At 71.5% G+C, this 20,508-nt stretch carries 14 protein-coding genes; 8 read left to right on the plus strand and 6 right to left on the minus strand.

What is annotated here, in order from left to right; translation table 11 throughout:
* Positions 1-30: 30 nt before the first annotated feature.
* Positions 31-933, plus strand: coding sequence for an SDR family oxidoreductase (locus D7X96_RS08210; RefSeq protein ID WP_120546052.1), 903 nt, complete (start codon positions 31-33; stop codon positions 931-933).
* Positions 934-1,018: 85 nt separating this feature from the next.
* On the opposite strand, the gene D7X96_RS08215 is transcribed toward D7X96_RS08210, so the two are convergent.
* Positions 1,019-4,564: a serine/threonine-protein kinase gene (locus tag D7X96_RS08215; protein ID WP_244219496.1), complete on the minus strand. Its 3,546-nt coding sequence runs from the start codon at positions 4,562-4,564 to the stop codon at positions 1,019-1,021.
* Between D7X96_RS08215 and D7X96_RS08220 the strand changes: the two genes are divergently transcribed.
* Positions 4,563-5,369 carry an alpha/beta hydrolase family protein gene (locus D7X96_RS08220; RefSeq protein ID WP_121769416.1) on the plus strand — a complete coding sequence of 269 codons (807 nt, stop codon included), beginning with the start codon at positions 4,563-4,565 and terminating at the stop codon, positions 5,367-5,369. The two genes, D7X96_RS08215 and D7X96_RS08220, sit on opposite strands and share 2 nt — an antisense overlap.
* A gap of 128 nt (positions 5,370-5,497) precedes the next feature.
* Positions 5,498-6,346, plus strand: coding sequence for a DUF1206 domain-containing protein (locus D7X96_RS08225; RefSeq protein WP_120546050.1), 849 nt, complete (start codon positions 5,498-5,500; stop codon positions 6,344-6,346).
* Here the strand turns inward: D7X96_RS08225 and D7X96_RS08230 are convergent.
* The 5 genes from D7X96_RS08230 to D7X96_RS08250 form a co-directional block, all read right to left on the minus strand.
* Entirely contained in the window at positions 6,343-7,782 is a 1,440-nt protein-coding gene (locus tag D7X96_RS08230) for a glutamine synthetase family protein (protein ID WP_120546049.1), read from the minus strand. The genes D7X96_RS08225 and D7X96_RS08230 overlap by 4 nt on opposite strands.
* Positions 7,783-8,023: 241 nt before the next feature.
* Complete coding sequence (locus tag D7X96_RS08235; RefSeq protein WP_121769417.1) at positions 8,024-9,283, minus strand: C39 family peptidase; 1,260 nt, start codon at positions 9,281-9,283, stop codon at positions 8,024-8,026.
* Between the two features lie 80 nt (positions 9,284-9,363).
* Complete coding sequence (locus D7X96_RS08240) at positions 9,364-10,041, minus strand: hypothetical protein (RefSeq protein ID WP_121769418.1); 678 nt, start codon at positions 10,039-10,041, stop codon at positions 9,364-9,366.
* A complete protein-coding gene (locus tag D7X96_RS08245) occupies positions 10,038-11,372 on the minus strand; it encodes a ferritin-like domain-containing protein (RefSeq protein ID WP_121769419.1) in 1,335 nt (444 codons plus the stop codon). The genes D7X96_RS08240 and D7X96_RS08245 overlap by 4 nt, the downstream gene beginning before the upstream one ends.
* Positions 11,373-11,504: 132 nt before the next feature.
* On the minus strand, positions 11,505-12,305 hold the full coding sequence (locus D7X96_RS08250) for a TetR/AcrR family transcriptional regulator C-terminal domain-containing protein (protein WP_121769420.1): 801 nt from the start codon (positions 12,303-12,305) through the stop codon (positions 11,505-11,507).
* Between the two features lie 95 nt (positions 12,306-12,400).
* On the opposite strand from D7X96_RS08250, the gene D7X96_RS08255 reads away from it, so the two are divergent.
* The 5 genes from D7X96_RS08255 (at position 12,401) to D7X96_RS41420 (ending at position 20,388) form a co-directional block, all read left to right on the plus strand.
* On the plus strand, positions 12,401-12,802 hold the full coding sequence (locus tag D7X96_RS08255) for a VOC family protein (RefSeq protein ID WP_120546044.1): 402 nt from the start codon (positions 12,401-12,403) through the stop codon (positions 12,800-12,802).
* Positions 12,803-12,907: 105 nt separating this feature from the next.
* Complete coding sequence (locus D7X96_RS08260; RefSeq protein WP_120546137.1) at positions 12,908-13,993, plus strand: ATP-binding protein; 1,086 nt, start codon at positions 12,908-12,910, stop codon at positions 13,991-13,993.
* Complete coding sequence (locus tag D7X96_RS08265; RefSeq protein WP_121769421.1) at positions 13,993-16,305, plus strand: DUF5682 family protein; 2,313 nt, start codon at positions 13,993-13,995, stop codon at positions 16,303-16,305. The genes D7X96_RS08260 and D7X96_RS08265 overlap by 1 nt, the downstream gene beginning before the upstream one ends.
* A complete protein-coding gene (locus D7X96_RS08270) occupies positions 16,302-17,519 on the plus strand; it encodes a VWA domain-containing protein (RefSeq protein WP_121721882.1) in 1,218 nt (405 codons plus the stop codon). Before D7X96_RS08265 ends, D7X96_RS08270 begins: the two co-directional genes overlap by 4 nt.
* A complete protein-coding gene (locus D7X96_RS41420; RefSeq protein WP_120546041.1) occupies positions 17,512-20,388 on the plus strand; it encodes a HEAT repeat domain-containing protein in 2,877 nt (958 codons plus the stop codon). Before D7X96_RS08270 ends, D7X96_RS41420 begins: the two co-directional genes overlap by 8 nt.
* Positions 20,389-20,508 lie beyond the last annotated feature (120 nt).

The following is a 20,508-nucleotide window of genomic DNA, read 5'->3' on the forward strand; positions in this document are numbered from 1 at the left end:
TGTCAGCAGCTGACATCAAGGGGCTTTTCCATGCGCGTATTCGTGACCGGTGCTTCTGGCTTCATTGGCTCGGCGGTGGTTCCGGAACTGTTGGGGGCGGGGCATCAGGTGGTGGGGCTTGCCCGCTCGGACGCTTCAGCCCGGGCCCTGGAGGCGGCGGGGGCCGAGGTGCATCGGGGTTCGTTGGACGACCCGGACAGCCTGCGCGCGGGTGCGGCGAAGGCGGACGGGGTCATCCACCTGGCGTTCATCCACGACTTCTCCCGCTTCGAGGACTCGGTGCGTGCCGACGCGCGAGCGATTGAAGCCATGGGCCAGGCGCTGGAGGGCTCCCAGCGGCCCTTCGTCATCGCGGCGGGGCTGCTGTTCCTGGCGCCAGGACGCATCGCCATGGAGACCGACGCGGCGGCTCCGTCCGGGCGCGGCGCATCGGAGTCGATGATGCTCGCGCTGGCCGGGCGGGGCGTGCGCACGTCCATCGTGCGGTTGTCGCCGACGGTCCATGGCAAGGGCGACCACGGCTTCGTGCCGCACCTCATCGCGTCCGCGCGGCGGACGGGCGTGGCCGCCTACGTGGGGGAGGGGACGAATCGTTGGCCGGGGGTGCACCGGTCCGACGCGGCCCGGCTCTTCCGGCTCGCGTTGGAGCGGGCCCCCGCGGGCTCGAGGCTCCACGCCGTCGCGGACGAGGGCGTGCCCGCCCGGGACATCGCGAGCGTCATCGGCCGCCGGTTGGGAGTGCCGGTCGCTTCGAAGACGCCAGCGGAGGCGGACGGGTTCCTCGGCTTCCTGGGGCCGCTCTTCGCGCTGGATGCGCCCGCGTCGAGCGCCCGCACCCGTGAGCTGCTCGGCTGGAAGCCCGAGGGGCCCGGGCTCCTGGCGGACCTGGAAGACGGGCACTACTTCGCGCCGGACGCCGGCACGGTCCTGTGAGCGCGACGGAGCGGACGTAGGGGCTGCCCGTCCGAGGCGACCCGCACGAAACCTGTCCGGCAGCCGGACAGGTGCGGGCCTGCCCTCACTCCGGTGGCAGCTTCGCGAGTGCTCGCCGCAGGTCCTCGCGCAACAGGCTCGCGTCCTTCCACCGGGGACGCGCGGTGAGCACGGCCTCGGTCAGTGACAGTCCCTGCTGGAGGTGGGCGCGTGCGTCCGGGCCGGCGACAGCCGCGCCCCATTCGCGAAGGAACGCGCCGTAGGCCAGGCGCGGCTCCAGGTTCTCCGGATCCAGCTCCAGTGCCTTCTGGAAGTCGCTTGCCGCGGCCTGGAAGGACGCGTCTTGCCGGGCCCGGAGTGCCCTCACTTCGCCGCGCCAGCGCCAGGCCTGCGGCAGCGACGGGTTGAGCTTCAGCGCTCGTTCCAGGGCCTCCGTGGCCTGCGTGAGCGAAGGACTCGGGTCCTTCCCGTGCTTCAGCGCATACGCGGCCACGGTGTGGTGCACCTGGCCCAGGTTGGCCCACGGCTCCGCGAGCCCGGGCAGCAACGTGGTGGCCTGCTGAAGTTCGGCCTGGGCCTCCTTCGCGCTTCCGGTGGGATCCTGGTCGCGCAGCAGGCGCCAGGTCGCGCGCCACATGCGCACCTCTCCCAGGTTGTTGTGCGCGAAGCCCACCTTGGGCGCGATGGCGATGGCCTGCTGGAAGGCCTGCTCCGCCAGGTCCAACGACGGCTCCGGTGATTCCCCCCGGTCCCACGCCTCGCGGGCCTGGTCGAGCAGGACGGTGCCCACGCCGTTCTGGAGCGGCGGCAGCTTCGCGTTGATGGCGATGCCCCGGCGGTAGGCCTCCAGCGCGCGGGCAAGCCCTGGCCCTGCGTCACCCCCATGGTCCCGCAGGCGCAAGGCGAGCGCGCGATGCACCTCCGCCAGGTAGAACCACGCGACGACGTGGCCCGGGTCGAGCGTGCTCGCGCGCTCCAGCGCCGTCCGCGCCTCCTCCAGGTCCGCGTCCTTCGACGGCGCGCGCGGATGGTCGGCGCGGTTCACGTAGGCCGTGCCCAGGTTGATCCACGCATCCGGCCGCTTCGCGTCCAGCGCCAGCGCCTGCCGGTAGGACTCGATGGCCTTCTGCCGGAAGGGCAGCGAGTCCCCACCGCGTCCGTCCTCTGAATCCGCCCACACCTTGAAGACGAGCCCCAGGTCCAGGTGGAAGTCGTGGTCGCGCGCGGCCTCGGGGATGGCGTCGAAGGCGGCGACGGCGGCCTGGAGTTGTTCGCGCGGATCCTCGTTCCGGTCCTGCCGGTAGCGGGCCCACTGCCACCAGACCATCGCCAGCGTGTGGCGCGCCTCCACCTTCCCGGGAGCAAGCCGCAGCGCCTCCTTCGCCGCGTGGAGCGCTCGCGTGAGGAGCGGCTCCATGTCGCCTCCACCGCTGAGGCTCGCCTGGGCGAAGCGCCGGTGCAGCCGGGCCTCCAGCATCCAGGTGTCCGCTTCATCCGGAGCCGCCGTGCGTGCGCGTGACACGGCTTCCATGCCGCGTGTGTACGCGGGCAGCACGTCGCCCTTGCCGGACAGCTCCAGCAGCAGCGCCTCCTGCTCCAGCTCCGCGCGGGCCCGGTGCACGGCGGACACGCTGCGGCCCATGTCCGCCGCGGCTTCATAGGCCCGGCGTCCGGCCTCCAGGTCGTCCCGGGCCGCGTCGCGTTCACTCGCCAGGGCATGGCGCATGGCGCGAGCGAGCAACACGTCCCCCCGGAGCAGCGGCGCTTCGTGGAACCACGGCAGCCGTGTGCCCAGCGCGTCCAGCGACCTCAGCGCGTCGTCGAAGCGGTCCTGGTGGAAGGCGCGCAGGGCCTCCGCATATTCCGGCGCGGCCACCTCCGCGCTCCGGCCCTGCTCCAGGAAGGCCAGCGCCGGGTCCCGGGAGTGCGTCCAGGCCTCGCGCCGCTTCGCCTCGCGGCGGGCCGCGTCCGGGATGCGGTCCGCCTCCAGCCGCTCACGCTGGTAGCGGTGGCCAAGCACGAGCGCGAGCGCATACGCCACGCGGGGCTCCCGGAAGCCCTTGGCCCAGGCGGCCTCCAGGTGCGTGAGCGCGGCCTCCTCGTCCCCCAGCGCGAGGAACCCGCGTCCCAATGCGTAATGACCCGGAGCTTCCGCGACGGGACCGGCGTCGCGCATGGACGCTTCAATGTCGCGCATGCGGGCGCGCATCTCTTCACGGTCTGGCCGCGTGTCGTGCAGCGGCGCCTGGCCGGAGTAACGCGCCTGGGCCTCGATGCGTTCAACGCCTTCGGTGAAGCGCCGGGTCAGGGCCTCGCGGCGCGACACCTCCCGTTGGGCCACCACGCCCTGACCCACGGTCCCTGCCACGGCGAGCCCGGTGATGCCCGCGACGACGACGGCCACCCGGTGACGGGCCACCCACTTGCGCACCCGGTACGCGGGGCCCGTGCGCGCGAGGACCCGGTCCCCTTCGAGGAACCGCGTGAGGTCATCCGCCAATGCTCGCGCGGAGCCGTAGCGCCGCGAGCGGTCCTTCTCCAGGCACTGGAGGACGATGGCCTCCAGGTCCGCGGGAATCCCCGCGTCCAGCTCCCGGGGGCGGCGAGGCTCCTGGGTGGCGATGCGGCCCAGCACCTCCAATCCATTGGCACCGGTGACAGGCGGTTGGCCGGTGAGCAGGTGGTACAGCGTGGCGCCCAGGCTGTAGACGTCCGCGCGCCGGTCCAACCGGGTGACCTCACCCCGGGCCTGCTCCGGGGACATGTACTGGGGCGTGCCCAGCACGGTGCCCGTCGCGGTGGCGCCATCGTCGCGGGTCCAGTCGCGCGCGAGGCCGAAGTCCATGACGTAGGGGCGCAGGGCGCCGTCCTCGCCGCGCTCCAAGAGGATGTTGGAGGGCTTGAGGTCCCGGTGCACCAGCCCCGCCAGATGGGCCGCGTGCACGCCCAGCGTGGCGTCCCGGAGCACCAGCGCCTTCTGCTCCACGGACAGCGTCCCGGCGAGCGTGTGCAGCGGTGCCCCCGCGATGTACTGCATGGCGATGTACGCGCGGCCCTGGACCTCGCCGACCTCGTACACGCGGCAGACGCGCTCGTGGTCCACGCGGGCCTGGGCGCGGGCCTCGGAGATGAAGCGGCGGGACAGCTCCGGGTCCTCGTCGCGCACGAACTTCAGCGCCACGTCACGGTGCAGCCGCAGGTCCCGCGCCAGGAAGACGCGGCCCATGCCGCCCTGGCCCAGGAAGCGGATGGGCCGGTAGAGCGTCCAGTGCGGCACCGGAAACGCGGGACCGTCCACCCCGGAGCCTGGCGCCGCGCCCGGGGGCAGGGTGTCGTCGGCGGTGCCCGGAGGAGGGGCCAGGGCCAGGTTCCGGCGCAGCGACACGAGCGAATCGCCGGTGAGCCGCCCGCGCTCCACGAGCAGCTGCAGGGGAGAGACGCCGCGCCGCGCCGCCTCTTCGCGCAGGGCGTCCACGTCATCGCGGGAGAGCAGCCCCTCGGCCAGGGCCAGGCGCAGCTCCGCTTCGTTCGCTTCAAGCACGCCGGGAGCGTACCGGAGCGCCCGTCCCCCGCGCACGGCGGCGCGGCGCGGCTTGCGGTGTCCGGCCGCGCGTTCCCAAGATGCGCGCATGAGCTCCATGTGGGTCCTGGAAACGCCGCAGCCTCCGCCGGACGCGCGCATCGCCTATGGCGAAGCCCCGCAGCAATTCACCGAGCTGCGCAAGCCCAAGGGCAAGGGCCCGCACCCCGTGGTCCTCTTCGTCCACGGCGGCTTCTGGCGCGCCGAGTACGGCCTGGAGCACGCGGGCCACCTGTGCGCGGACCTGACGAAGCGCGGCTTCGCGACGTGGAGCGTGGAGTACCGGCGCGTGGGCCAGGACGGCGGCGGCTTCCCCGGCACGCTGGAGGACGTGGCCTCCGCGGCGGACCACCTGATGAGCGCGGCCCCGTCGCTGGGGCTGGACCTCTCCAACGTGGTGGCCATGGGCCACTCCGCGGGCGGACACCTGGCCATGTGGCTGGCCGCGCGCCACCGCCTCACGCCGAAGCAGGCGCTGTACCGCGACGCCCCGCTGAAGCTGAAGGGCGTCGTGTCCCTGGCCGGCGTGCTGGACCTCGCGCAGGGCGCGGCGCTGGACCTGGGCAAGGGCATCGTGAAGACCTTCATGGGCGGCACCCCGGAGGAAGTGCCAGAGCGCTACGCCGTGGCGTCCCCCGCCGCGCTCCAGCCGCTGAAGCTGCCGCAGGTCCTCATCCACGGCACCGAGGACGACACCGTCCCCCTGAAGGTCAGCGAGGGCTTCCACGCCCGGGGCGTCCAGCAGAAGGACCCGGTGCACCTCGTGCCTCTGAAAGGCGCGGGCCACTTCGAGCTCATCGACCCGCGCTCCAAGGAGTGGCCCCGCGTGGTCCAGGCCGTGAAGAACCTGCGCTGAAGCAGCCAGCCGGCCGGGCCCTCCGTTCCCCGGCCGGACGGGGAACCGGGAGGAGCGCCCGGTGCCCGCCCGCGCCGTGGAATGCGCACCCTGTCCTTCGGTCCGAAGACCGGGAGGAGGGAGACCGCATGGCGACGATGGACGTGATGCGTGGGCCGGGGATGGAGCGGCTGTCTCGGGGCGCCAAGGATGCCGCGAACCACCCGTGGGCGAAGAAGCTGGGCCGCATGGGCTACGCGGCGAAGGGCTGCGTGTACGCCATCATCGGCGTGCTCGCGCTGAAGCTCGCGGCGGGCGAGGGCGGACGCGCCACCGACAGCCACGGCGCTGTCGCCACCGTGGCGCACGGGCCCTTCGGCATCGCGCTGCTGTCGCTGCTGGCGGTGGGCCTGGTGGGCTACGTCATCTGGCGCTTCGCGCAGGCGTTCGCGGACACGGAGGACAAGGGCTCGGACGCGAAGGGCCTCGCCGCGCGCGCCATGTACTTCATCAGCGGCGTCATCTACGGCTCGCTGGCGCTGTTCGCCGTGAAGACCGTGGTGGGCGCGTCACAGGGCAAGGGCAAGGGCACCCAGGGGTGGACGGCGACGCTGATGGAGCAGCCCTTCGGCCGCGTCCTGGTGGTGCTGGTGGGGCTGGGCATCATCGGCTTCGCGCTGAAGCAGTTCCACACGGCGTGGAAGGCGAAGTTCCGGGAGAAGCTCTCGCTCACGGGCCTGGCGGCGGCGCATCAGCACCGCATCGAGCGGGTCTGCCAGTTCGGCATCGCCGCGCGAGGCGTGGTGTTCACCGTCATCGGCGGGTTCCTGGTGCTCGCGGGCGTGGACGCGAACCCCGGTGAGGCCAAGGGCCTGGGAGAGGCCCTGGCCGTCGTCGCCCGCCAACCCGCGGGCGACGTGCTCCTGGGAGTGGTGGCGGCGGGCCTGGTGGCCTACGCCGCCTACCTGTTCCTCCAGGCGCGCTACCGCCAGCTCTAGAAGAGGTTCCAGAGGTACTGGTTGGTCACCTCGTGGTGGAACTGGATCTCCGACTCCTTCACGCGGGTGCCCAGCTGCTTGGGGCAGCGGTCCGCGGAGGCAATCTTCAGCTCCGCGTACTTGCCCTGCACCTGCTCACCCAGCGCCTGCGCGACGAACTGGCTGCCCTTGAAGAAGCGCACCGCGTCGTAGATGTTGTCCGGCAGGAAGCGCGTGCGGCTGCGCTTGGTCTCCGCGTCCTCCTGCGGCTGCGGGCCCTCCAGGCCGGTCTTCAGGAGCGTGAAGAGCACCATGTACGGGTTCGCGTCCGGCGCCACGGAGCGGCACTCGACGCGCGCGCTGCGCTCGTTGCCGAACGGGATGCGCACCATGGCGCCGCGGTTGTTCGCGGAGGCCTTGATCTGGTTGGGCGCCTCGTAGTGCGGATCCAGGCGGCGGTACGCGTTCACGCTGGAGTTGAGCACCAGGCAGATGTCATTCGCGTTGTTCAGGATGCGGTCGATGAACTCCCAGCCCATGGCGGACAGGCCGTCCTGGCCGCCCTTGTCGTAGAACAGGTTCTTGTTGTTCTTCGACAGCGACATGTTGATGTGCATGCCATTGCCATTCACGCCCGTGACGGGCTTGGGCAGGAAGCTGGCCGTCAGCCCCTGCTGCGCGGCGACCTGGCGGCAGAGCAGCTTGTAGAGCTGGATCTGGTCGGCGGCGACCAGCGCCTCGCTGTACGAGAAGTTCATCTCGAACTGGGAGGGCGCCACCTCCGGGTGGTCCTTCTCGTTCTGGAAGCCCATGGCGCGCTGCGCTTCCGCGGCCTTGTCGATGAAGGTGCGCAGCCCGTCGCCCGGCAGCGCGTGGTAGTAGCCGCCGATGGAGATGAACTCGAACTTGCCCTCTTCGTGGTAGTGGCGCTCGGCGTCACGGTTCTTGAAGAGGAAGCCTTCGATTTCCGGCGCCGCGTGGAACACGGTGCCGTCCTTCTGGAACAGCGCCTCCGTGGCGCGCTTGAGCTGCCCGCGCATGTCCGAGTGGTACGGCGTGCCGTCGCGCTCCAGCACCTCGCAGAACGCCAGCACCTTGCCGGGGCCGAAGATGTCCGAGGGCAGCCAGTAGAACGCGCTCCAGTCCACGTTCAGGCGCAGGTCGCTCTCCGCCTGCGCGGAGAAGCCGCGGATGGAGGAGCCGTCGAAGGTGAGGTTGTCCGCGCTCTTGAGGAGGAACTTCTTGTCGTAGTCCAGCATGTGCAGCCGGCCTTCGAGGTCCGTGAAGCACACGGTGACGGCCTTGATGCGCTTCTCGTCCGTCAGGTACTTGATCCGCTCCTCGCGGATCTTGTCCGGCGACTCGCGGCGGAGGCGCTGTTCCTTCACCCGGAGGTTGAGCTCCTCCAGCTCGTCGTAGGGAATCTCCAGGAAGTCCCGCAGCGGCTTCTGCTCCATGGTCCTGCCTCCAGGCGTGTCCCCGGTTCCGGAATACCGGCGGAGACATCAAATGCACGGGCGCAGGTATTTACATTCCGCCACGCGAAATCAAGCCTAATTTCGGCGGACTGAAGGCTAAAGGTCATGTCAGGCCGCTCACGCATGGCCTTGCGTCAAGGGACGGGGGGCCTGACGCCACGGCCAGTGGACACTGCGCGCCGCGCCGCGTTGGCCGGGTGTTCGCCGCTGGACGCGCGGGCTACGGGAGGGGGAGCAGGCCCGGTTCGGGCAGCGGGGTGCCGGCGGGCCAGAGCACGTACGAGGCCCCCCGGGAGTGCTGCCAGGCGCGCCACAGCTCGGCGCGGGGGTAGGTGGCGTGGGTGGTTTCGTTGGAGCCGAAAGCAGGGTCGTTGACCACGACGTCGCCGGTGTCGGTGAAGCCCCGGACGACGATGAGGTGGCCGTCGGTGCGGCGGGCGGCGCCGCCGGGGAGCTCGCCGGGTTCGTAGGCGATGCTGATGCTGACGGGGATGCCGGCGGCGATGAGGCGCTCCACGGGGGCGAACGAGTCGAAGCGGGCGACGAGTCCGTGCAGCGCGCCATTGGACATGCTGGCGGCGTAGGCGGTGTTGAAGGCCCAGTTGCCGGTGCCCTTGTAGACCCAGTCATAGGTGTGGGCGGCGGCGGTGGGCACGGGGTGCTCCAGGTCCGCGCGGCCCAGCTTCCGGCTCCAGTAGCCCAGGAGCATGGTGGTGGAGGTGGGGGAGCACCAGACCTCGCCGCCGTCGGGGTAGATCATCTGCGAGTAGCCCGGCACGTCGAGCACGACGCCCCACGCGGTGCGGTCCGACGGGAGGTCCCTGGGTGTCCGGCGCGTGTCGGTGACGGCGGCGGCGAGCGCGCGGACGCGGGGGCTGGTGTCCGGGCGTTCGGAGAAGAGGTGGACGGTGACGCGCAGGGCGTCCGCCCGGCGCTTGAGGTTGAGGGTGTCGGTGAGGACGTTGCCGTCGTCATCGCCCTGGCCGTCCACGCTGTGACGCGCGACGGTGGTGGTGTCGAAGGCCCAGACGCCCAGCTCGTAGTCCTTCGTCCAGGTGCCTTCGACGCGGGCGGAGACGGTGAGCTTCACCCAGGTGCCGGGAGGCGTCTGGGCGTCGAAGGACGGCACCACGCTGTCGAAGCCGCCGGGGACGGACTGGACCTCGGAGGTGGCGGTGCCGACGCGGAAGGTGCCGCCATTGTAGAAGCTGCCGCCGTCGAGCCAGCCGCCAGCGGGGAACGGGTCGGTGCCCTCCTTCGCGGTGGACGGGTCCAGTTCCAGCGCGCCCTCCGCGGTGACGCGCGTGCCGTCACGCGAGAAGCGCGCGAGGTCCCCTGTCACGGCCGTCTTCTGCCACAGGCGCGCGGGCGAGCCGGTCTCCGGCGTTGCGTCCGTGGACGGTGACGGTGGCGAGGAGGCACAGGCCCAGATGCAGGTGGCCAGCAGGACAGCGGAGAGGACGCGAGCGCGGGCGTTCACGGCGTGGAGTGTCGCAAACGCTCGCGCGGGGGCTCAAGTCGGATTCCTGGAAAGTCAGGCTGAGCGGACAGATGGCGGGCTCAGTGTGCTTCGAAGTCGCAGGTCTCCGTGCCTCCCTTCAGCACATGGCTCTCCAGCTCGCGGACCTCTCCTGAGGGGAACACGTGGAAGACGTGCTGCGTGATGGGGATGTCCCGGTCGCATTGGATGCCCCGGAAGCCGATGACGCCGTAGCTGCCGTCCGGGTTCGTCTTCACGCCCCCTTGCTCCACGTCGTAGCAGAGGAAGTCGTAACCCATCGCGTAGACCCTGAGGACCGCCTCCTGCTCCGTGTCGATGGTCCCCAGCGCTTCCTTGAGGGTCTCCGGCCTGGAATGGATCCGCACCTTGTCGCCCTGGGTCGTGAGCAGGAAGCGGTAGGAGCACTTGCCTTCGAAGCAATAGAAGTGGAAGCCCTCGGGTGGCCGTGACGCAGCCACGGCGGCCTGACACGCGGGGACGTCACGGGCCGTCGCGCAGGCCTCACCCCAGAGGGTGAGTGCGGAAGAGGGTGGATCCTCCTCGGAGCGGGTCACGTTAGCGACGCGGACCTGGACCGCGTCCAGCCCTTGCGCGGGACGCAGGTCGTCGAAGAACGGATGGCTGCTCCCCCAGAACGCGCAGGCGACCTCCTTGTAGCCGTCCGTGTCCGCCGTGGAATCACAGCCGGCCAGCAGCAGCGTCATGCCCGCCAGGGCGCGTGAGAAGAAGGGGCTCATGCCCAGAGGTCCTGTTCCAGCGTGTCCAGCAGCGCCAGCGCCGCCTCCGGCGTGGGCATGCCCGCCAGCGTGATGATGCTCGCGTCGAGCGGCACCGCGACCTCCTCACGCAAGAGCGCCACCGCGCGCTTCTGCGCCTCGCGCAGCGTCTCGCGCTCCTCGGCGGACAGGCGCGGCCGGGCCCACTGGTCGATGTCCCACGACAGCGCCGCGTGCCGCGTCTCGTCCTCCGCGATGCGCACCATGGCCTGCCGCACCTCCAGGTCGCGCGCGTGCAGCGCCTGGTGATGCGCGAGCAGCGCGCCGTACGTCTCCCGCACGCAGCCCTCCACCGCGTTCTCCAGCGCCACGTCCACCAGCGAGCGCAGGGGCAGCTCCTCCACCACCGGACGCTGGGGCGTGCCTCCGAAGCGGCGCGCGATCCGCTCCGTCACCTGCGCGTGCTGGACCTCCTCCATGGCGCTGCGGCGGGCCGCGTCCTGGAGGCCCACGTCCGCGCCGTGCAGCGCCAGTTCATCCCGCAGCCGCAGGAAGGCATGCACGGACGCCGCCTCCAGGCGGGCCGCGTCCGCGAAGTAGCTCCCCAGGGTCTCCGGGTTCTCGCAGGCCTCCGCGGCCTGCAGCCCCACGGGCCGCCGGCCAATGACGCAGTTGGGATCGCCCTTCTCCAGGATGTACTTCTCCAACTGCCTCACGTCTCCAGAGCGGGACACCCGCACCCGGTGCTGTGTGAGGTCCGTGCTGGCGCCGCACGAATGGCCCTGCGTGCCGATGACGTCGAAGCTGCCGTCCTTGTTCTGCTTCACGGCGCCGCGCTCCAACTCGTAGCAGCTCAGGTTGTAGCCCGCGGCGAAGGCCCGGAACGCGGCCTCCTCCACCGTGTCGATCGTGCCCAGCAGGTCCTGCACGGAGGGCTCGGTCGTATACGTCGTCACGGTGTCGCCGGACGTCGTGAGCAGGAAGTACTCCTGACAGAAGTCAAAGCAGTCGCGATGGAAGCCCTTCGAGGTGCTCGCGTCCTCCACGGCCGTCTGACAGGCGGGGACGTCCGTGGCTGTCGCGCAGGCCTGTCCCGAGGACGAGCTCCCGAAGGAGCGCGCATCCTCCCACGGGACGTTGCTGTAGAAGCCCCGGAGCTGGACGAAGTCCTGCGCGGAAGAGAGCGTCAGGTTCCCGAACGACAGACGGTGCTCCTCACACGCGACCTGCGAAAAGCCCGTCAGGTCCGCGCTGTTCCCCAGGTTGACGCCACAGCCCGCCAGCACCAGCGGCGTGGCGAGCGACGTGCTCAGGGCCCGCGAGAAGAGACGGCGCAGTCGATGGATGTTCAAGGAGGCTCCCGGAAAGGACGTGTGCCCGGGACCTTGAGCAATGCGGATGCCAGACGGCCTTCCGAGGCGAAGCCCCTGTCAGGGGGGCTCGGAAGGCCGGGAGGGGCTCGGAAAATTGAGGGGGAACAGGACCTAGGTGCCGCGCTTCCGGGCCGCGCCACGGCGTGCCCGGGGCCGTTCGATGAGCGCGGCCAGCCCGTCCAGGACGCGCTCCAGCCCGAACGCATAGGCGTGGTCCGGGTCATACGCGGCGCCATGGGCCTTGCCCGCCGCGGAGCCCACCCGGGACGCCAGCGGGTAGCGCTCCGGGTCGGACATGCGCGCGAGCAGGGGCGCGTTCGCCTCCCACCAGGCCCCGTCACCCATCCGTGACTCCAGCCGCGCGGCGCGCTGGTCCAGGGCCGCCCGGGCGGAGGACTCCACGAAGCCCAGCACGAACGTCAACGCCGCGTCCTGCGCCACGTCGTCCAGCCCCACGCCTTCCAGCGCCTGGAGCTCGTATTCGTACTTCGCCATCTGCCCGGGCCCCAGGGGAGGCCGCGAGGTGGACACGTCCGCGAGCCAGGGATGCCGGGTGAACAGGGCCCGGTTGTCATGGGCCACGGCCTCCAGCCTCGAGCGCCAGTCCGTCCCCTTCGGCTTGCGCCGGACCATGCCCGCATAGACGGTGTCGAGCATCACGTCGATGAGCTCCGCCCGCCCGGGCACGTACGTGTAGAGCGCCATGGGCGCGATGCCGAGCTTCCCCGCCAGCGCCCGCATCGTCACCGCGTCCAGCCCGCTCGCGTCCGCCAGCGCCACCGCCGCGTCCACGACGGCGCTGACCGTGAGCCCCTGCTTCGGACCCCGCTGACCTTGGGAAGGCCGGGAGTCCCGCCACAGCAGCTCCAGCGTCCGCGTGGGGTCTCCCATGCTGCTGCGATGCGATGCCATGCGCCGGATTCTTCCAACGCCGCCGCCTTGACGTGCAACTCCGTACGGCGTACGTAGATTGGGTTTCCTGGAACCCGTGGTGAGGAGGACTACCCATGCGAGTCACCGCTTCCGCCGTGTCCCTGAATGTCGATGACGTGGAGGCCTCGGCCTCCTTCCTGAAGCGCCACTTCGGCTTCACGGAGGCGATGGCCGCGGACGGCTTCGTGTCCCTGGCCCGGCCCGACGTGGGCTTCAACGTCATCTACCTGCGCACGGGCCTGAAGACGCTCAAGCCGGAGTCCCTGAAGACGCGGCGGGCGGACGGGCTCATCGTCGCGTTCGTCGTGGAGGACATCGACGCGGAATACGCACGCATCCAGGCGGAGGGCGTGAAAATTTTGACGCCCATCGAGACGGAGGCCTGGGGCGAGCGCTACTTCCAGGTCGCCGACGCGAACGGCGTCATCGTCCAGCTCGTCCAGTGGATGCACGCGCCGGGCGCCGCCGCTTCCTGAGCGCCAGGCACCCGGGCAGGTCGTCCGTCGCAAGGCCCCGGAGGCGACGCGCGAGGCAGCCAGGGCGTTTGCCGGATGTCAGACCGGGTGGATAGCGTGCAGCTCATGCCGGACATCCGCCTGCCTGCCGAAGCGAAGTACAAGAACGAGCTGGACGCACTCGCCGCGCATGACGACAAGCCCCGCCCACCGGGTTGGGCGCTGTCGCCGCGCGCGGTGGAGACGTACATCCTGGGCAGCCCCAAGCCCGTGGGGGGCGTGGCCATCACGCCCAAGTACGTGGGCGACAAGGGGCTCATCCAGGTGTGCATCGCGACGCTCGCGTCGGACCGCGCGCTGATGCTCGTGGGCGAGCCGGGCACCGCGAAGAGCTGGCTGTCGGAGCACCTGTCCGCGGCCATCAGCGGCACGTCCGCGCTCGTCGTGCAGGGCACGGCGGGGACCAGCGAGGACCACATCAAGTATTCGTGGAACTACGCGCTCTTGCTCGCGCAGGGGCCCACGCCGGAAGCGCTGGTGCCGTCGCCCATCCTGCGCGCCATGCGCACGGGCAAGTTCGCGCGCTTTGAAGAAGTGACGCGCACGTCGCCGGAGATCCAGGACTCGCTCATCTCCATCCTGTCGGAGAAGCAGGTGTCCGTGCCGGAGCTGGGAGAAATCACGAGCGCCCAGCGCGGCTTCAACCTCATCGCCACCGCGAACACGCGCGACCGCGGCGTCAACGAGATGAGCGCCGCGCTCAAGCGCCGCTTCAACTTCGTCACCGTGCCGGTGGTGGAGGACCTGGAGCAGGAGATCCAAATCGTCACCAAGCGCGAGGCGGAGCTGCGCACGGACTACCAGGTGGGCGTGCCGCCGCCGGAGGAGCTGTCGCGCGTGCTGCTGACGCTCTTCCATGAGCTGCGCAAGGGCGTGACGAAGGACGGCAAGACGAAGGTGCGCACGCCGGGCGCGGTGCTGTCCACGGCGGAGGCCATCAGCGTGCTGTTCAACAGCTCCATCCTGGCGCAGCAGTTCGGCTCCGGGACGGTGACGTCGCACGAGCTGGCGGCGTCGCTGGTGGGCGCGGTGGTGAAGGAGCAGGAGGACGACGTGAAGGCGCTGCGCGAGTACATGGAGACGGTGGCCAAGGGGCGCACCGGCCCGTGGAAGGACCTGTACTCCGCGAGCAAGAAGCTCTTGAGGGGCTGATGGACCTGGCACTGCTCTCCCGGGTGCAGCACTTCCCGGTCCGTCACCACTCGCCGCGCACCACCGCGGTGCTCCTGAAGTGGCTGGAGCGCGTGAAGCCCTCCGTCGTCCTGGTGGAGGGGCCCTGCGACGCGACGGCGCTGGTGGACGTGCTGTGCGACGCGCAGACGCGCCCGCCCGTGGCCATCCTGGGCTACCGCACGGACGGCACCCCGTCCTCGTCGCTGTGGCCCTTCGCGGCGTACTCGCCGGAGTACCAGGCGCTGAAGTGGGCCCGGGCGAACGGCGCGCGGGTGGAGTTCATCGACATCCCGGTGGGCGTCAGCCTCGCGGTGGACCGCCAGGCGCCCGGCCTGGGCGTGGAGACGGAAGGGACGGAAGAGGGCACGGGCGTCCCCGACGAAGCGATGCCGCTCACGGAGGCGTTCGCGCGCTCGCAGGGGCACCGCTCCTTCGAGGAGTTCTGGGAGGCGTCCTTCGAGGCGCCGGACTGGAGCCCGGAGCAGTTCCGGCCGGTGCTCACCGCCTGGGCGGACGTGGTCAACGCGGGGCCCCGGCCGGGCTACCACCGCCAGCGTGACGCCTTCATGGCGCGCAAGGTGCTGGAGGTGGTGGCGGGGGGCGTGGCGCCGGAGAAGGTGGCCGTCGTCGCGGGCGCGGCGCATACGGCGGCGTTCCTCGCGGGGGACGTGGATCCGAAGGAGGAGGCGAAGCTGCCCGAAGCCGGGCCGTGCGCGGTGACGGTGATTCCGTACAGCTTCCCGCGCCTGGCGGAGCAGCTGGGCTACGGCGCGGGCAACCGGGCGCCGCACTTCTACCAGAAGGCCCATGAGGCGAACTGCGACTTCCGGCGGGCCACGCTGGAGGTGCTGCTGGACTTCGCGGCGCACCTGCGGATGCGAGGCTTCTCCGCGTCGCTGTCGGACGTGCTGGAGGCGTACCGGCTGGCGGTGACGCTGTCGGACCTGCGCGAGAAGAGCGCGCCGGGCCTGGACGAACTGCGCGAGGCCACCGTGGCCACGCTGTGCCGCGGGGACGCGACGCACGTGGACAGCTTCCTGTGGAAGAGCGTCATCGGCCACGAAGTGGGGCAGGTGGCGAGCCGCATCGGGCAGAACTCGCTCCAGGCGGAGTTCTGGCGCGAGGTGGGCGAGCGGCGGCTGCCGCGCACGGACAGCCCGGAGACGTTCAGCTTGAGGCTCAACAACCCGGTGGAGGTGGGCTCCTCCGTGTTCCTGCACCGGCTGCGCGTGGCGGGCATCCCGTACGCGTCGCTGTCCGGGACGGGCTCGTCGCGAAAGAGCAGCGCGGAGGGCGAGGCCGGTGGCTACGCGGCGCTCACCCGCGTGCGCGAGGCCTGGCAGGCGCAGTGGACGCCGTCCACGGACGTCGCGCTGGTGGAGAAGATTGTCCTGGGCGACTCGCTGGAGGCCGTGACGACGCGCGTGCTCCAGGAGCGGCTGACCCAGGCGAAGACGACGGCGGAGGCGGCGGACGTGCTGCTGGAGTCCGTCATCACCGGCTGCTCGCAGACGGTGGCCCAGGCGCTCAAGGTCTGTGACGCGCACGCGGCCACGGACGCGGACCTGCCATCGCTGGCGAACGCGGCGCGGGCGCTGTCGGGGCTGATGGCCTATGGCACCTCGCGCGCGCACTCGGACGTGGGTGACGAGGCGGTCGCGGCCCTGGGGGAGAAGACCTTCAACCGGGCGCTGTTGCGCGTGCGTGAGGCCAGCGCCTGCGCACCGGAGGGCGTGCCCCCGGTGCTGGACGCGCTGCGCACGCTGCATGAAGTCGCGCTGTCCCAGCCTCGCGCGGACAAGGAGGGTTGGCTCGTGGAGGCGCGTGGGCTGATGGAGAGCCACGCGGTGCACCCGGCCACGTCGGGGCTGGCCACGGGCCTGTTGTACCTGGCTCGCGAGCTGCCGGAGGCGGACGTGGCGCTGGAGGTGGGGCGGCGGCTGTCGGCGGCGGTGGAGCCCTCGGACGCGGCGGCGTACCTGGAGGGCTTCCTCCAGGTGAACGCGCTGGTGCTGGTGAAGAGCCGCGACGTGGTGAAGGCGCTGGATGACTTCCTCACCAGCGTGGAGCCGGAGCGCTTCCGGCAGACGCTGCCGGTGCTGCGCCGGGCGCTGGGCGCGCTGGGGGCCACCGAGCGCCGCTACCTGATGGAGAACGTGATGGGCGTGCGCCAGCTGAAGGACAAGGGCCGCGCGGTGAAGGCGGTGCTGGAGGAGAAGGACAAGGCGACGCTGAAGGACCTGAGCGCGGACCTGGGCAAGGCCCTGGACGACCTGGACGACCTGCTATGAGCGTGGACCCCAAGGACCTGGAACCGAAGGACCGCGACGCGCTGTTGCGCTGGCGGCTGGCGCTGGGCCCGGAGGCGGAGAAGACGGGCTCGTGCCCCTCCTTGAGCGCGCTGGGCGCCAGCGCGGGCACGGTGGACCTGGAGGGCGACGACCTGGAGGGACTGGATGACGCGCTGTCGTTCGTCTACGGCGAGCGCTCGGCCGGCAGGGGCGGCTCGAAGCCGTACCTGCCCAAGTGGCTGGGCGCGCTGCGCGACTTCTTCCAGGACGACGTCATCGCGCTGGTGCAGAAGGACGCCATCGAGAAGAAGGGCCTCACCCAGCTGCTCTTCGAGCCGGAGACGCTGCCCTTCCTGGACAAGAACCTGGAGCTGGTGACGACGCTGGTGAGCGCCCGGGGGCTCATCCCGGAGCAGGCCAAGGACACCGCGCGCGCCATCATCCGGGAAGTGGTGGAGGACCTGCGCAAGAAGCTGGAGTCCCCGCTGCGCACGGCGGTGCTGGGGGCGCTGCGCCGGGACAGGACGAGCCCCATCCCCATCGCGCGCAACATCGACTGGCGCCGCACCATCCGCTCCAACCTGAAGGGCTGGGACGCGGAGCGGAAGCGCCTCATCCCGGAGCGCTTCTACTTCTGGCCCAACCAGCGCCGTCACCATGAGTGGGACGTGACGCTGGTGGTGGACCAGTCCGGCTCCATGGCGGAGAGCGTGGTGTACAGCTCCGTGATGGCGGCCATCTTCGCGTCGCTGGACGTGCTGCGCACGAGCCTGGTGCTGTTCGACACGGAGATCGTCGACATGACGCCCGTGCTGGCGGACCCGGTGGAGGTGCTCTTCTCCGCGCAGCTGGGCGGCGGCACGGACATCAACCGGGCGGTGGCGTACGCGCAGGAGCACTACGTGCGCCGGCCGGAGAAGACGCTCTTCATCCTCATCACCGACCTGTACGAGGGCGGCAACGCCGAGGAGCTGGTGGCCCGCTTGAGGCAGCTGGTGGACTCGCGCTCCAAGGTGCTGTGCCTGCTGGCGCTGTCGGACAGCGGGCGGCCTTCGTATGACCACGCGATGGCGGAGCAGCTCACCGCGCTGGGGATTCCGTGCTTCGGGTGCACGCCGCGCAAGCTGGTGGACGTGGTGGAGCGGGTGATGCGCAACCAGGACCTGGCGCCGCTGCTCGCGTCCGCCGACAAGAAGGGGGAGCGTCATGGCTGAGGTACGGCCCGTCATCGGGTTGGGCGGGATGACGGAGATCATCAGCGACAAGGCGGAGCTGCAGAAGGGCGCGGAGCTGTTCGACGGCAAGCAGCTGTCCAACCTGTCGCGCTACGAGAACCGGCTCTTCGCGGACGCGGCGGGCTCCGGGGCCACGCCTTACAAAGTCTCGCTGGTGTTCGGCGAGGCGCGCTCGGACGTGAAGGGGCGGTGCTCGTGCATGGCGGCACGCTCGCGTCCGTTCTGCAAGCACGCGGCGGCGCTGCTGGTGGCGTGGGCCCGGGCCCCGCAGGCCTTCGTGACGGCGGAGTCGGCTCCGGCGGCGCCCGCGGGCTCCGGTGGCGCGAAGAAGAGCGTGAAGAAGGGCAAGGCTGAAACGGGCGACCTGATGAAGGCGGGCGTGGCGCAGGTGTCCACGCTGGTGCGCGAGCTGGGCCTGTCCGGCGTGGCGTCGCTGGGCGCGGAGCGGCCGGAGCAGGTGCGCGCGCTGGGCGAGGCGCTCAGGGCCAATGGGCTGAGGCGGCTGGCCGCCCGGGCGGTGGAGTTGGCGGGCCTCCTGGACGCGGCCGCGTCGCGCACGGGCACCTTCGAGGCGCCGGTGTACACGGACCTGGTGGCGGACATGCTGCTCACCGCGCGCAAGGTGGAGAAGCACCTGGGCGGCGAGGCGCTGGAGCCACGCCACGTGGAAGAGCTGATTGGCAGGACGTGGACGAAGAAGGACCGCGCGCCCGTCGCGGGGCTCAAGCTGGTGGAGTACGCGTTCTCCGCCAGGGTGACGCCGGACAGGTTCATGGTGCGCGAGAGCCGCTTCGTGGACCTGGCGTCGGGCTCGCACTACAGCGAGAAGCAGATCCTCCCCGCGAACCTCAAGACGGTGGCGCCCAAGACGAGTCACGCGGGCGCGGTGCTCGACGGCGCGCACGGCGGGCAGTATCCGGGCTTCGCGCCGCACCGGTTGGACTTGGAGTCGTGGAAGGACGGCGCGCCGGTGGACCGGGCGGCGCTGGAGCGGCTGGTGGAGGTGGCGCTGCCGGACGTGGGCGCGGTGATGGCGGCCTTCCAGGAGCACCGCAAGGACGTGTTCGCGCCGGACCTGCTGCCGGTGTCGGTGCGGGTGGAGACGCTGCTCGCCAGCGGGGCCCGCTCGCAGTTCGTGGACGGCTCGGGGCGGGGACTCTTCCTGCCCGTGGACCCGTCGCTGGAGGAGCCGCTGTCCACGGCGCTGGAGGACGCGAAGCTCGTGGCGGTGCTGGGCGACGTGGGCCTGGAGGCGGCGCTCCCCACGCTGTTCCCCTCGGCCGTGGTGGTGCGGACGCCGGAGGGGTTGGACCTGCGCACGCTGGGACGCGCGGAGGATGCGCCCGCGTCGCCGCGCCGTCGCGGACGCGTGCGGGCCCCGGCGGCTCCCAACGCGCTGCCCCGCAGCGGGTGGGCGGACGCGGCCCGGGCGGCCGGTGCGTCGCGGGCGGCCATCGCGCTGGCGGAGGTGCGCGACGAGCTGGCGGACGCGTTCGCCAGCGGCCTGTCGGCGGTGTCGGCGCGGACGGTGGAGCCGCTGGTGTCGCGGCTGAAGGAGCTGGGGCTGGAGAAGCCGGGCGCGCTGCTGGAGGCGCTGGCGCAGCGCCCGGATCCGGCGGAGCGGCTGGATGACTTCATCAAGGTGTACCAGGTGCTGGGCATCGCGCTGGTGCGGTTGTCGGGCGCGGTGCAGGTGGACCTGTCCCAGCTGGAGGCCGTGCCCACGCACCCGAGCATCCGCGTGCAGCGGCCGGAGGAGGTGCTGACGCCGGGCGAGGCCATGGTGCGCCGGGCGCGCGGGGAGCTGACGCGCTACGAGGCGGCGGCGCACGCGGCGCGCTACTACGCGAGCCTGGGCGCGGACGTGCTGGCGCGGGAGTTCTATCCGACGTGGAGCGACGGCGCGGCCAGCGCCTTCGTGGCGCGGACGGTGGCGGCGCTGGGCGAGGGCGCGCTGGGCGCCGCGAAGAGCGCGCTGGGCGAGCACCACAGCCGCATGGTGCGCCGCACCGCCATCCGCGTGCTGGGCGTGCTGGGCGGCGTACAGGCCCGGCGCGAGCTGGACGCGGTGACGCGCAGGGGCCACGACATGGGCCTGCGCCTGTTCGCGAAGGAGACGCTGGAGGACGTGCAGGCCCGGGAGACGGGCGAGGCGGCGGTGCTGGAACTCGCGCGGCGCCGCAAGGAGAAGGCGGTGCCGCTGATGCAGGCGGCGCTGTCGGAGACGACGAAGGACTCGCGCGGGGCGGCCGTGGCCATGCTGGCGGACCTGGGCACGGTGGCCATGCCCGTGCTGCGCCAGGTGCTGCACGGGGACCCGGCGCGCGAGGTGCGGCGCGAGGCCGCGGAGGCGCTGGCGCGGGTGGGGGACGCAGAGGTGCTCGACCGCTTCATCGTCATGGTGCAGGGCCGCGGCCACGACGACGTGGAGGCGAAGCACGCCGTGTACGCGCTGGGCATGCTGGGTGACGTGCGCGGCGCGGAGGCCCTGCTGCTGGCGTTCGTGGACGGATGGAAGCCCGGCGTCGTCGCGGAGGCCATGCGCTCGCTGGGGCTGGCCCTCTTGCAGCCCGCGCTGGACCTGGCCGAGAAGCGCCCGGAGGAGCTGGAGCGCAAGGCGTTCCGGGGCGTCTTCGAGAACTTCCAGCCCACCGACCTGGCCCGGGCGCTGGAGGCCCGGCTGAAGGCGTCCCTTGGACAGCCGGACCTGCTGGCCCGCGCGGCGGTCTACCTGAAGGTGGCGGCGTCCAGCGCGGTGGTGGGCAAGCACATCGCCCAGCGCCTCATGGAGGTCCCCGCCCTGGCCGAGGACAAGGCCCTGGCCAAGGCGGCGAAGAAGCTGTTGTGACGCTTCAGCTGGACAGCTTCGAGGTGAGGTCGATGCGGGTGGGCGCGGCCTCACGCATCGGGTCCTCTCGCGCGTCCGCACGGGAGGCAGGCGCGTTCCGGTCCGACGCGGAGCCGTTGC

The sequence above is a fragment of the Corallococcus interemptor genome (assembly GCF_003668875.1).
In the GTDB taxonomy this organism is placed as follows: Bacteria; Myxococcota; Myxococcia; order Myxococcales; family Myxococcaceae; genus Corallococcus; species Corallococcus interemptor.

Excerpts from the sequence above, each read along its gene's own strand:
- D7X96_RS08250 (WP_121769420.1), bottom strand. The coding sequence starts at position 12,305 with ATGGCATCGCATCGCAGCAGCATGGGAGACCCCACGCGGACGCTGGAG.
- D7X96_RS08270 (WP_121721882.1), top strand. The coding sequence starts at position 16,302 with ATGAGCGTGGACCCCAAGGACCTGGAACCGAAGGACCGCGACGCGCTG.
- D7X96_RS41420 (WP_120546041.1), top strand. The coding sequence starts at position 17,512 with ATGGCTGAGGTACGGCCCGTCATCGGGTTGGGCGGGATGACGGAGATC.
- D7X96_RS08220 (WP_121769416.1), top strand. The coding sequence starts at position 4,563 with ATGAGCTCCATGTGGGTCCTGGAAACGCCGCAGCCTCCGCCGGACGCG.
- D7X96_RS08210 (WP_120546052.1), top strand. The coding sequence starts at position 31 with ATGCGCGTATTCGTGACCGGTGCTTCTGGCTTCATTGGCTCGGCGGTG.
- D7X96_RS08225 (WP_120546050.1), top strand. The coding sequence starts at position 5,498 with ATGGCGACGATGGACGTGATGCGTGGGCCGGGGATGGAGCGGCTGTCT.
- D7X96_RS08230 (WP_120546049.1), bottom strand. The coding sequence starts at position 7,782 with ATGGAGCAGAAGCCGCTGCGGGACTTCCTGGAGATTCCCTACGACGAG.
- D7X96_RS08240 (WP_121769418.1), bottom strand. The coding sequence starts at position 10,041 with ATGAGCCCCTTCTTCTCACGCGCCCTGGCGGGCATGACGCTGCTGCTG.
- D7X96_RS08255 (WP_120546044.1), top strand. The coding sequence starts at position 12,401 with ATGCGAGTCACCGCTTCCGCCGTGTCCCTGAATGTCGATGACGTGGAG.
- D7X96_RS08260 (WP_120546137.1), top strand. The coding sequence starts at position 12,908 with ATGCCGGACATCCGCCTGCCTGCCGAAGCGAAGTACAAGAACGAGCTG.
- D7X96_RS08265 (WP_121769421.1), top strand. The coding sequence starts at position 13,993 with ATGGACCTGGCACTGCTCTCCCGGGTGCAGCACTTCCCGGTCCGTCAC.
- D7X96_RS08215 (WP_244219496.1), bottom strand. The coding sequence starts at position 4,564 with ATGCGCGCATCTTGGGAACGCGCGGCCGGACACCGCAAGCCGCGCCGC.